The sequence below is a fragment of the Chitinophagales bacterium genome, from assembly GCA_041392475.1.
GTDB lineage: Bacteria > Bacteroidota > Bacteroidia > Chitinophagales > UBA2359 > JAUHXA01.
The window spans coordinates 735,351-747,687 of sequence record JAWKLZ010000002.1 but is presented as its reverse complement, the minus strand read 5'-3'; the positions used below and the strand labels follow the sequence as shown (position 1 = coordinate 747,687).

General features: G+C 40.6%; 9 protein-coding genes. 5 read left to right on the top strand and 4 right to left on the bottom strand.

Annotated elements, in window-relative coordinates:
• Window positions 1–74 precede the first annotated feature (74 nt).
• The 4 genes from R3E32_16425 to R3E32_16410 all read left to right on the top strand — a co-directional run bounded on the left by R3E32_16425 (window position 75) and on the right by R3E32_16410 (window position 5,752).
• Window positions 75–2,462 (top strand): penicillin acylase family protein, encoded by a 2,388-nt coding sequence (locus tag R3E32_16425; GenBank protein MEZ4886323.1) that lies wholly within the window; start codon window positions 75–77, stop codon window positions 2,460–2,462.
• A 325-nt stretch (window positions 2,463–2,787) separates the two neighbouring features.
• Window positions 2,788–3,126 (top strand): P-II family nitrogen regulator, encoded by a 339-nt coding sequence (locus R3E32_16420; protein ID MEZ4886322.1) that lies wholly within the window; start codon window positions 2,788–2,790, stop codon window positions 3,124–3,126.
• Window positions 3,127–3,196: 70 nt separating this feature from the next.
• Window positions 3,197–4,420 carry an ammonium transporter gene (gene amt, locus R3E32_16415; protein ID MEZ4886321.1) on the top strand — a complete coding sequence of 408 codons (1,224 nt, stop codon included), beginning with the start codon at window positions 3,197–3,199 and terminating at the stop codon, window positions 4,418–4,420.
• A gap of 198 nt (window positions 4,421–4,618) precedes the next feature.
• Entirely contained in the window at window positions 4,619–5,752 is a 1,134-nt protein-coding gene (locus R3E32_16410) for an outer membrane beta-barrel protein (protein ID MEZ4886320.1), read from the top strand.
• A gap of 582 nt (window positions 5,753–6,334) precedes the next feature.
• On the opposite strand, the gene R3E32_16405 is transcribed toward R3E32_16410, so the two are convergent.
• Together R3E32_16405 and R3E32_16400 are read right to left on the bottom strand one after the other, a co-directional pair.
• Window positions 6,335–7,318 carry a TPM domain-containing protein gene (locus tag R3E32_16405; GenBank protein MEZ4886319.1) on the bottom strand — a complete coding sequence of 328 codons (984 nt, stop codon included), beginning with the start codon at window positions 7,316–7,318 and terminating at the stop codon, window positions 6,335–6,337.
• Between the two features lie 82 nt (window positions 7,319–7,400).
• Window positions 7,401–7,694: a hypothetical protein gene (locus R3E32_16400; protein MEZ4886318.1), complete on the bottom strand. Its 294-nt coding sequence runs from the start codon at window positions 7,692–7,694 to the stop codon at window positions 7,401–7,403.
• Between the two features lie 407 nt (window positions 7,695–8,101).
• Between R3E32_16400 and R3E32_16395 the strand changes: the two genes are divergently transcribed.
• A complete protein-coding gene (locus R3E32_16395) occupies window positions 8,102–8,608 on the top strand; it encodes a hypothetical protein (protein MEZ4886317.1) in 507 nt (168 codons plus the stop codon).
• A gap of 124 nt (window positions 8,609–8,732) precedes the next feature.
• Here the strand turns inward: R3E32_16395 and R3E32_16390 are convergent, their stop codons facing one another.
• Together R3E32_16390 and R3E32_16385 are read right to left on the bottom strand one after the other, a co-directional pair.
• On the bottom strand, window positions 8,733–11,243 hold the full coding sequence (locus R3E32_16390; GenBank protein MEZ4886316.1) for a cation-translocating P-type ATPase: 2,511 nt from the start codon (window positions 11,241–11,243) through the stop codon (window positions 8,733–8,735).
• 42 nt (window positions 11,244–11,285) lie between these two features.
• Complete coding sequence (locus R3E32_16385; GenBank protein ID MEZ4886315.1) at window positions 11,286–12,332, bottom strand: hypothetical protein; 1,047 nt, start codon at window positions 12,330–12,332, stop codon at window positions 11,286–11,288.
• Window positions 12,333–12,337 lie beyond the last annotated feature (5 nt).

Sequence of the window (12,337 nt, the reverse complement as noted above, 5' to 3'; positions counted from 1 at the left end):
ATTTCCTTCATTTCCTCACTCATTCCTTTTCCTTTCTTAACTTTGTCCTCCAACAAAACTAACAACACAATCCAATGTCTTTATTCTACAATTTCATCAGCAAAGTCGGCAAACTTGGCATTCACCAACTCAGCAAAAAAGCACTTCCTCAAACAAGTGGTTCGCTGCAATTGAAGGGTTTACACGATACCATCAAAATTTACCGAGATCATTGGGGCATACCGCACATTTACGCCAACAACCTTCACGATTTGCTGTTTGCACAAGGATTTGTCCACGCACAAGACCGATTTTGGCAAATGGAATTGAGTCGGCGAACCGCTACGGGAACACTCAGCGAGGCATTTGGTCGAGATGCACTGGATTTAGACGTCACCGCCCGCACACTTGGTTTCCACCGCATTGGCAAAAAAGACATTCCCCTTCTCAGTCCCAAGACCTGTGCTTTGATGGAAGCTCATATTGCAGGAATCAATGCATATTTAGAGCAATACAGAGATCAACTTCCGATAGAATTTAGCCTCACACAAGTCACTCCAAAAAAATGGACACTGGAAGACAGCATGGCGTACAGTCGCTTGATGGCTTGGCAGATGTCACACGGCTGGCACAGCACTTGGATTCGACACCAAATCGTTGAAAAAATTGGCATAGAAAGATCCGAAGAATTGGATATTCACTACTCTAAAAACAATCCGTGCATTGTAGCCAAAGGCATTGAAGTCAATAACTTAGCCGATAGTGCCTTCTTCAATGCGACCCAACATCCTTTTCTCCAACAAAATGGAGGTAGTAATTCATGGGCAATTTCTCCCCAAAAATCCACCACCAATCACGCCCTCCTCTGCAATGACCCACATTTGGGATTAACTGCTCCTGCGATATGGTACGAAAACCATTTGCATTGCCCTGAATACCATGCCACAGGAGTTTCAGTAGCAGGTTTTCCCTTAGTGGTTATCGGACACAATGAACACATTGGCTGGGGTATCACCTTAGCATTTACCGACTGCGAAGACTTATTTATCGAAAAATTCAAAGATGACGGTACTTATAAGTATCAGGTCGGAAAAGATTGGAAAAAGGCGAAGGTCAAAAAAGAAAAAATTGTCATCAAAGGAGAAGAAAATCCTCATGTTCAGAAAGTTATCATCACCCGACATGGCCCGATTATCTCCAATATGCTCGAAAAAACCGAGCAGCGGGTTGCCCTTCAATCCATGGCATTGCAGCAACCTGCTCGATTGATGCAGGCTTGGTGGCAACTCAATACAGCGAAGAATTGGACAGATTTTGTTCATGCAGTGAGTTTTATGGATGCTCCTCAATTCAACCTCACCTATGCCGACACCAAAGGAAATGTGGGCTATTGGCTAACAGGCAAAGTGCCAATACGCAAAAACGGCAATGGTAAGCTGCCAATATTGGGCTGGACGGGTGAAGGAGATTGGATAGGCACAGTTCCTTTTGCTGAAATGCCGCACAGCCTAAACCCTGCAAAAGGTTATGTATTGACTGCTAATAATAAAGTAGTAGAAGATGATTATCCCTATTTTTTGGGTGATGCATGGATGAATGGCTATCGTGCCAAACGTTTGGCAGATTTATTGGAGGAAAAAAGCAAGGTTTCGGTCAACGACTGTAAACAACTGCAAATGGATTTGTATTGCATCCCTGGCAAAGCCTTTGCAGAGATTTACAAAACACTCTACAATGCCCTCACCATCGGAGAACAAACATTTCCCAAAGCATTGTATCATTTGGCGCATTGGGATGGTTATCTCACCAAAGAAAGTATTGGGGGCTGTATCTACAAAATCACCCGATACTACATTACCCGCAACATTTTGGAACAAACAGTGGGCGAAAAGCTGATGAAAAACATCTTGGGGCGGGGCATCAATCCTCCTTTGAATACAGGCAATGAATATTTTGGGCACGATGCAACAACGGTTTTGCAAATGTTGGAAGACCCTAATAATTGGTGGATTCAACAAGCGGGCGGCAGGGAAGATTTGCTGCTTCGGAGCCTGCAACAGGCGATGAAGTGGTTGGAAGAACATATCGGAAACAATGTCTCCGCATGGCAATGGGGACAGGTTCGGCAATTGACTTTTGCCCATTCGCTCGGGATTCGCAAACCTTTGGACACTATCTTCAATATTGGTCCTTTTGCGATTGGAGGTGATGGTGATACACCGTGGCAAGTCGGAAATGTGAATGGCGAAATCGAAAACGAATCCCTCAATAGTGCTTCGTATCGAATGATTATTGACATGGGGAACCTCGAAAATTCCCTGGCAGTGATGCCTCCTGGTCAGTCAGGGCATGTGGGACACGAACACTACAACGATCAAATTGGAATGTGGCTCAATGGACAACTTCGTCCGATGTTATGGTCAAGGGAACAGGTGATGGCTTATTCTGAGGAGTTGTTGGAGTTGGAAAAGGATTCAAACTGAAGTTTTTAAAAAAAGACAAATTCAAATTTGAGTGTCGGTTATTTCAAAATAGCCGACACTTTTTTTTGCTCTTTTTTGAAGGTTTGAGGCTTTTATTCAATCAATATGGATGAAGTGACTCTATTCAATCGCAAGACTTAATTTTTTCAAAAAATAATACTGTTTTCTTCTTTTGAAGACTGTAATGGTTCAAAAAATTAAAAAATATTGTCAAAAAAATAAAAAAATATACTCTTTGATGATAATTTTTCAAAAAAAAATGTCTTAATTTGCATTATCATTAAAAAAGACATCATTTTTCACAAAAAAATAAACGACTCAAATCATGAAGAAAATTGAAGCAATTATTCGCTCTTCGAAGTTTGACGACGTAAAAAAGGCACTTAGCGATATAGATGTAAACTTTTTCACCTTTATGGAGGTGAAGGGTTTTGGGCGGCAAAAGCATGAACAGGTTATGTATCGAGGAAGTGTTTATGACGTGGGATACATCGCTCGTATGCGACTGGAAATTTTTGCAGTGGACGACAAAGTGGGGGAAATCGTCAATGCGATTTGTCGAGCAGCAAAAACTGGAGAAGTAGGCGATGGAAAAGTAATCGTAACGGACATTGAGCATATTGTACGGATTCGGACCAACGAAACAAGTTCGGAAGCACTTTAGAGTACGTTCAACGACGGGATTATTTTTTAGATAAAATTGAATATTTATAACTGAATTAAAAAACAATAAAATGAACGAAGCATTATTTGTAACAAACAATCTTTGGATGATGATTGCCACAGTGCTGGTATTCATTATGCACCTGGGATTTTCTTGTTTGGAATCTGGTTTGGTGCGTTCCAAAAACGTGGTGAACATTTTGTTTAAAAACGTAATGGTCATAGCCATTGGCTTATTGACCTATACTTTGGTAGGATTCAATTTGATGTATCCTGGAGAAGCCTTTGCAGGAAGTTTCTTTGGTTTTTCAGGTTTTGGATTGACTGCACCTGAAGGAGAGGCAATCGCCTATGCAGGAGGAGCTTATACGTATTGGACGGATTTCATTTTCCAAGCCATGTTTGCAGCTACAGCAGCTACGATTGTATCAGGAGCAGTTGCAGAACGCATCAAATTGGAAAGTTTCTTGTTGTTCGCCATGATTTTCGTAGCGATTTCTTACCCCATCACAGGTATGTGGCAGTGGGGCGGAGGCTGGTTGAAAGCAATGGGTTTCTACGATTTTGCAGGATCTACTTTGGTTCATGCTGTTGGAGGCTGGGGAGCTTTGGCCGCTATTTTGATTTTGGGCCCTCGTAAGGGAAAATATGTAGATGGAAAAATTCGACCTATTCCTGGACACAGTATGCCTTTAGCTGCAATGGGTGTTTTCTTTTTGTGGTTTGGCTGGTTTGGCTTCAATGGCGGTTCTGTTTTGTCTGCCGATCCAAGTGCAGTTTCTTTGGTATTTGTGACTACTTCAATTGCAGCGGCAGCAGGAGCAGTAGGGGCATTTTTTGTGTCTTACTTGATGTTCAAAACCCACGATTTGTCTATGGTATTGAACGGTATTTTAGGCGGTTTGGTTGGAATCACAGCTGGTGCTGACTTGATGGGACCAACTTCTGCATTGTTGATTGGATTGATTGCAGGGTGTATCATTCCTTTATCGGTTGTATTTTTTGACAAAATCAAAGCGGACGATCCTGTGGGCGCAACCTCTGTGCATTTGGTATGTGGTATTTGGGGAACACTTGCCGTGGGTATTTTTGGAGCAAAAGCTGGTTTCGCACAGCTTATCAATCAGTTGATTGGTACAGTTGCAGTAGGTGCTTTCACTTTTGCATTTGCTTTTGGGTTGATGTATGCCTTGAAAGTAACCGTAGGTATCCGAGTGACCGAACAGGAGGAAGATGAAGGTTTGGACATTGCAGAACACGGAATGTCTTCTTATACAGGCTTTATTGGAGGCTAAAATGGTGATTTCAGTCGCCGATACATAAAAAAGGTGAATCGTTAGAGATAAAGCAACAAGGGGAGCGTTGCCTATCCATAACTCTTCACCTCAGCGTTTACCTTGCTTGATTGCTAAAAACGAACGAAGCATACAAAATAAACTTTGAGCAAGGTAGCAAAAAACATTTTATCTCACAAGTTTTAAAATTTTGTTACCATGAAAACAATGAGACTTTTCGGTATTATATTCTTATTGTCTGCTCTGTCCTTCAATGTCTATGCACAGGACGAAAGCAAACACAACTTTTCTTTGTTGGGCTATGTAGATGCCTATTACCAGTACAATCTTAACAAACCACTTTCGAGAACAAATACTGGGCGTATTTTTGACCTCAATCATGACAACATTTCTCTAGGACTCGCTAAAACGATGTTTACCTACAGCAATGACAAGTCGGAAGCTGTATTGGACTTGACTTTTGGTCCAAATGCAGAACTCGGCAACTTTGGCAACATAGGAACGGCTTTGGCCATCAAACAAGCATATTTGGCTTACAATATTTCGGATGCCGTAAAATTTACGATTGGTCAATACGGTACACACATTGGGTATGAACTCATTGATGCGCCTGATAACTTCAATTACAGCCTTTCCTACCTATTCGGCAATGGTCCTTTTTACCATACAGGTGCAAAGATTGACATTGCAGCAAGCGATAAACTGGGTTTTATGGCGGGGATTGTCAATGGATGGGATGCTTTGGCGGACTACAATGACAAAAAATCCATTGCGCTCCAAGCGAGTCTTGCACCTTCTGATAACTTTAGCGTTTACCTCAATTGGATTGGCGGTGATGAATACGGAGGCGGTTCTGCTTTTGGTGAAACGAAAGGCTCTTTTACCAGCTTATTTGATTTGACAACGAGCTATACCATTGAGTTGGACACGACTGGTAAATCTTTGTTGTTGGGTTTGAATGCTGCTTTGGGTTCTTTTAAGGCGGGTGATGACAGTGATTTTGCACCTTCTGCTCCTTACGATGCGGATGCTACTTGGGCTGGTGCGGCATTGTATCTCAACTACCATTTTACAGGCAATTCTGGAGTTGGTCTAAGGGCAGAATATTTTGATGATCCTGATGGAGTGCGTTACTTTGGACCTTTGTCTGTTTTTGCGCTAACTTTGACGGGGGACTTCAAAGTGGCTGACGGTGCGTTTACCTTCAAACCAGAAATACGATTCGACAATAGCAGCGACCCATTTTTTGAAGGAGAAGACGGTGCGCTGAAAACTTCTCAAACGACTGTTGGTGCTGCATTCATTTACAACTTTGGACACGACTTCAAATAAGGATTGCAGATTTGATGGATTTCGTAGATTTTTAATATAGTGCGAAGACTTTTTAGACTTTGGACGAAGGAGCAAAGATGCAAGAAGTAAGGGTTTAATTGATTGATAACCAATTATTTGTATTCAATCACGTCAATCGATTAAGATTTTGATTATCAATTCTTTATATCTCGCATCTCGCATCTCGCATCTCGCATCTCGCATCTCGCATCTCGCTTCCTATTTCTTTCGTCCAAAGTCTAAGAATAGAATAGAATAGATTTTGATTTATTGATTTTGATGAAAATGAAAAGGAACTCCTTCATTGCTTTGGCTTTGAGGGAGTTTTTTTTATTTATACCTTACCAGCAATATTTCTTTTATGACGATATTTGGCTAAAAATTATTCCCATTCGTAGCCCATGAATTAATTCATGGGCTACGAATGGGGTTAATAATCAAACGGTTATTCTGTTTTTAAAATAGTGTTTTCTTAGGAGCGTAGCTCCGACCCTGTTTGTAGGACATTATTGAAGGAGTCAATAAACGGTACAGCGTACCGACACCACCTTACGACAATTTGGGATGCAACCTTTTCATCCCTCACCAGGACCCACTCGCTCCGCCGCCACCAAAGCTACCGCCACCGCCAGAGAATCCACCACCACCACCGCCGCCAAAACCGCCACCTCCTCCAGAGCCGCCGCCCCAAAAGATAGTGCCACCACCCCTGCCATTGTCTCCTCTGCTATTTTGACGCTGCATTTTCGCACGTTCTTTCATTTTCTTGTTGTATCGTTCTCTCATCGCTTTACCAGCAGGAGTGAGCAAGAAGATTTTCATGCCAATAAAACCCACTCCATAAACCCCTATTGACAATAAACCGAAACTGCCTCCCAAACCTGCAAAACTGAGCATGGCTACAAATGGACTCAGAAAAACGAACAAAAACCAACTGATAAATCCCTCTGAAAACACAGCACTTTCGATGAAAGGACGCAGAAAAAAGAACAAGAAAAAGAGTGCAAACAATCTGGCTATCATGGGTATTTCGTCATCTGCATATTCGGTTTCTCCATCATTGACATACGTTCCTTCAATAGTGCCTATTATGGCATTCACTCCTTCCACAATGCCGCCATTGTAATCTCCTTTGCGGAAATATGGGGTAATCACATTGCGGATGATGCGGCTGCTTTTGGCATCGGTCAAGTAGGGTTCTAAGCCATATCCGACTTCAATCCGCAGTTTTCTATCTTGCACAGAAACAAGAAGTAATACGCCATTGTCGTTGTTTTTTGTTCCCAGTTTCCAGGTTGTAGCCACTTTTTCGGAATACCCTTCAATAAATTCATCCTCCAATGCGTCAATGGTCAACACCACTACTTGATTGGAAGTCGAATCTTCATGAATTTTTAGTTTCTGCTCCAATTGTTGTTCTACCGCATCCGACAATACATTGCCGTAGTCATTGACCCGCCCCGAAAGATAAGGTACATCTTTGGCAGTCAGCCCTATGCTTGTTAGAAGGAGTAAAACCGCAATAAAATAGGATAAAATTGAAGGTTTGATTTTCATGCTTTTCATTCAATATATTAGGAATTTGGGCGCACATTGGTTTGCGTTCCTAAAAATAACCAAAAAAATGGAAAGGAAAGTTCCCGTTTGTTTATTCTCTATTTATTTCTTCAATTTGTTGTCTGGTCTGTTCCATTTTTTTCCTTACAAAACGTTCTGCTCCTAAAATCAATACCAAGCCAACCAAATTCAAAGGGACATACACTAAAAGTGTCCACCGCAGCCATACATATTGCCAAAAGAGGATGTAAAGTGCTACCATGATGGCAGTTCTGACAGCATAGGCTATGAGCTTTTTTCTGCGATAAGCAGGTGACAAAATTTCAGAAGCTTCCATTTCCTTCAATTCTCTTTTCAATGAATCCAGTAAGTTGGTATTTGACATAAATGGGTTTTTATCACAGATAATTCAGAATTTTATGATTCCAACAATGAATATGGGAAAATATCAGTAAAAAAATCCAATAAATCACCGAATTTTGACATCCAAGCAACATTTTTTCAAAAAAAACCGTTTTAATGTTAAGTAAATGTTATGTTAGTCTTAAACTAATCTTATCTTTGCATATCCAAACAAGGAATGTTTTAGTGATTCAAAAATGGATTTTTGAAGCTTACAACTACAAAAGACTTACCCTCAAAGCATTAGAGACTTTCTCCCCTTTATCGTAATCTTCAAAAGCTTCCCTTCACTAAATTTGTATAAGAACCAAGTATATTTATTTGAAAACGTGCCATTTGCTTCCTTGTTTGGGAGACACTTTATTTATTCATTTATAAAACTATAGAAAAATGACTCAGGTATTATTTAAAGAAAAACAATCTTACCAAAAAGGTAAAATCATGCTATTGGCCATTATCACTATGTTGGTAAGTGGCTTTTTTATTCAATTGTTCATCAGTACACCCTACGATAAAACTGCCGTACTGTTTGGAGGTTTGGTCTGTGTGGGGTATTTAGCAGGAATCACTTTTTATCTCTGGAGGCTGCAATTGAAGACCATCATCAGCAACAAGAAAATCAAGTATCAGTATTCACCACTTCACAACAAAAAACAAACCATAAAAACCAAAGAAATTCAAGACTACCAAGTAGTTAAGACTCCTCTTTTGGCTAAATTGAGTGGTTGGGATGTGCAGTTCAACACGATGGAGCATGTATATAGTTTGTCTGGAAGAACGGGTTTGGAGTTGATTCTAAAAGATGGACAGCATATTTTCATTGGCACCAAAAAACCCATCGTATTGAAAGATGCTTTGGATAAGGTATTTGAAGACTATGAATCAAAATGCGCTTAACAAAGAAACTAAATTAGTTGTTTGATTGATAGTCATTGTTTTAAGAGAAGCGTAGCATAAAACCCCTTTTTGATGATTCCCTAGATGAAAACCTCTGTCGTTTTCATCTAGGGGATAAGGAAAACTACATTTTATTTGAATTTTTATTTCTACTCCTCCATTTTACCCCTTCGTACCAAATAACGCTGAAAAAACCTATTGCAGCAGCAATGGATAACTGAATGACATTCAGTGTTTCAAATTTGAAAAACGCTGTAAAGGGGGGCACAAAAAGTAACAAACCTGTAATCAAAATTGTTGCTCCAATCATCAAGGAAACCAAATTGTTCTTGTATTTCAGCGTAGTGAAAATAGAATAATAAAACGAGCGATTGACCAATGTGAGGAAGATGTTGGCAGAGATAAGTACCGTGAAAACCATAGTTCGTGTAATGGACTCATTAAAGCCCTGACTGACCGCATATTGATAAGCAATCAACGTTCCTGCCGTAATCATCAATCCTTGAATAATGCTTGTTATCAATTCCTTCAAATTGAAGAAATTGGTGGTCGATAGTCGGGGTTTTTGAATCATGGTGTTTTTTTCCATGGGTTCATTTTCGTAAATGATGGAGCAAGTTGGTCCCATAATCAATTCCAATAAAATGACATGAACAGGGGAAAAAATATTGGGGTATATCCAGCCTAAAACCAAAGGAATGAACACCGTGAGAATGATGGGAATATGAATAGAAATAATGTATTGAATGGCTTTTTTGAGGTTCGTGTAAATCTTTCGCCCCATCGCAATAGCATCCAACATTTTGGACAAATCATCTTCCAGCAAAATCAAAGAAGCGGCTTGTTTGGCGATTTCGGTTCCTTTCTTACCCATCGCCACGCCAATATGAGCAGCTTTTAGGGCTGGGCCGTCATTTACACCATCTCCTGTCATCGCCACAATTTCGTTGCCAGCCTTGAGGGCATTGATGATTCTCAACTTGGCTTCGGGAAACATTCGGGTGAAGATATGCGTATCTGCCACTCGTTGTTGAAGTTCGGCATCCTCCATTTGCATCAACTCATCACCCGTCAAACTTTTTTCGTAGCCTCTGAACTGCACCTGTTTAGCAATTGCAGTAGTCGTTGCAGCATTGTCGCCTGTGATGATTTTTACCCTTATTCCTGCCGCATGAAAACCGTCAAATACCGATTGAATGTTCTCTTTTGGAGGGTCGTAAAAAGCTACTATTCCTTTGAAGGTAAACGCAAAATCTTGTTGTTTATCAGGAAAATCATTCCCTTCAAAAGTCGCTTGCCCAACACCTAAAACACGATAACCATCAGTAGCCAAAGTGCGGATTGCTTTTTCAATGTGTGTCTTTTCGGTTGCTGTCAAGTTACTCACGGCTATCAAAGCTTCGGGCGCACCTTTTGCCGCAATAATTCTATTTCCCTGCTCATTTTCAAAGATATGCGTCATCATAGGCGGCTTTCCGTCCAACGGATATTCGTGCGCCATTTTGTAGTCCATCCTTTCGTCATTTGTCATTTGAAGGGCATAGGCTTGGTGCAGAGCGGTTTCCATTGGATCGAATGGAATCGGCTCGCTTGCCCACATCGCCACTCGAATCAACTCTTTTTCTTCCTCACTCAATGTATCTTCGGGATTGGAAATCTGTTGAGAAGACAGCACAAAAAGTTTTGCCAAGCGCATTTTGTTTTCTGTAATCGTTCCCGTTTTGTCTGTGCAAATGACCGTCGCACTTCCGAGCGTTTCCACCGTTTTCATCTGTTTGACCACAATGCCCATTTTCATCAACCGCCAAGCACCGAGAGCCATAAAGGTGGTGAAGGCAACGGGAATTTCTTCGGGCAAGATACTCATGGCAAGTGTCAGTGCATGTAACAAACTCTCCAACACATTGGAGGTGTGTAAGTAGTTAATTCCCCAAACAATCAAAAACACCACAAATCCAATGAGGACCATTTTTTTGACAAAATCGAAAATCTGCAATTCCAAAGGAGTTTTTTCCTCTTGGATACTTTCCAAACTTTTGCCAATCTGCCCCAATTTTGTGGTATTGCCAATCGCCGTAACCGTTGCGATGGCTAAACCTGTGGCAACCATTGTGCCTCTATAAATGGCATTGTCGGCTTTCGTTGCATCTTTGTAAACCGATAAGGACTCACCTGTGAGGATGGATTCGTTGACCGAAAAATCGTTGGATTGTACAATCACACCATCGGCTGCAATCGTTGTGCCTTCTTCGACCATCATACTGTCACCAATGACCAATTCTTCACTTTTGATTTCCACTACTTCCCCGTTGCGAATGACCTTGCAACTGGGTTGGGTGAAATCTTTGAGTTTCTCCAAAGCGTTGCGGCTTCTCGAATCTTGGTACAAAGAAATGGAGGCAACCAACACAATCGCCAAAGCGAGAAAAACGGCATCTCCTGTATTGCCGCTGACGAAGTAGATAGTTGAAGCGACCAATAGCAAAGCCACCATCGGCTCTTTTGCCAAGTTTTTCAAGGCATCCAAAAAACCATTTTCTTTTTTGTACTCCAATCTATTGTAGCCGTGTTCCTGCCTCGATTGCAGCACTTCTTCATCAGTCAAACCTTTTATCGTAGCATTGTTTTGGGACATTGTTGGGGAATATGTTTTTTGATAACCAAAGACTTACTCACCTCATTTCTGGCGAATACTCCAAGATACATAACTATTCAAATCTTGAAGTAGTTTTTTTAGCTTCTTCTTCAATCTTTTGGCTTCAATGCGTTGGAGGTATTCATTACGAGACTTGTAGTCTCTGTTCATCTTTGGCCCATTTCTATGATCGTGCGAGTGATCAAAAGGCAGGTTGTAACGCTCGTCAAAATTGTTAATCATCGCAATAAACAACTCTCCTTTTTTCTGTTTTTCGAGTAGATACTGTGCTTCTGAAAAAGATAACCTATGACTGTGAAAACTATCGGCTACTTCATTGAGTATTTGCTGAATGGAATCTTTGTTTTCCAACTTCAATACACGGTCATATATTTCTTCAAAAATAGTATTTGGTTCATTCCAGCCACTGGCGTACCGAGCCATCTTTTGCTTCAATAAACAAATGTCAATCAGTTCCTCTCGTTTTGTTGTATCTGTGATAGTAGGAAACTCCACGCACTCTTTTATCTGACGGGTAGTGGCTTCCCAATAAATTCCTTCGTGAATATGCTGTTCTACAATACTTTGCAATGTTTGATTTTGAACAACGGAATCGAGCATATTCAAAGTATTTTCTATTCTGACTCTCAAACTATCTGATGTACGGCTGTACTGCAAAAGCATTTCTGCCAATTCTTTGGGGTGGTTATATGCTTCAAAAGCAGGAATATTTCCAGAAAAACTGTAGAAATAGAAGTCAATGGCATCAAAATCCAACACACTTTCATCCATCCAAATATAGCCTATCTTTTTCTTTGGGTCAAAACCATCTACCACAAATGAAATATCTCCATCTGCATACAAATAATCTGGCTGCAAATCAATGCCTTTTCGTTTCAAACTCGAAAAAACCTCTTTGCGGACTACTTTTCTTTTCAAAAATATGGGAAATAATGTGCCACATTCCTCTGTGTGATAAGGCAAATCAACCAAATCTCCATTGAAGGAATTTTGAAGTGAGAGGTTTTTATGGCAGGTGGTGAAAAATAGCAATATTGAAGGCAGCAAAAATAAAATTTTGTACTTCATTGATA

Coding starts and splice junctions, on each gene's coding strand:
- amt (MEZ4886321.1), top strand. CDS start 3,197: ATGAACGAAGCATTATTTGTAACAAACAATCTTTGGATGATGATTGCC.
- R3E32_16390 (MEZ4886316.1), bottom strand. CDS start 11,243: ATGTCCCAAAACAATGCTACGATAAAAGGTTTGACTGATGAAGAAGTG.
- R3E32_16425 (MEZ4886323.1), top strand. CDS start 75: ATGTCTTTATTCTACAATTTCATCAGCAAAGTCGGCAAACTTGGCATT.
- R3E32_16395 (MEZ4886317.1), top strand. CDS start 8,102: ATGACTCAGGTATTATTTAAAGAAAAACAATCTTACCAAAAAGGTAAA.
- R3E32_16420 (MEZ4886322.1), top strand. CDS start 2,788: ATGAAGAAAATTGAAGCAATTATTCGCTCTTCGAAGTTTGACGACGTA.
- R3E32_16400 (MEZ4886318.1), bottom strand. CDS start 7,694: ATGTCAAATACCAACTTACTGGATTCATTGAAAAGAGAATTGAAGGAA.
- R3E32_16385 (MEZ4886315.1), bottom strand. CDS start 12,332: ATGAAGTACAAAATTTTATTTTTGCTGCCTTCAATATTGCTATTTTTC.
- R3E32_16405 (MEZ4886319.1), bottom strand. CDS start 7,318: ATGAAAAGCATGAAAATCAAACCTTCAATTTTATCCTATTTTATTGCG.
- R3E32_16410 (MEZ4886320.1), top strand. CDS start 4,619: ATGAAAACAATGAGACTTTTCGGTATTATATTCTTATTGTCTGCTCTG.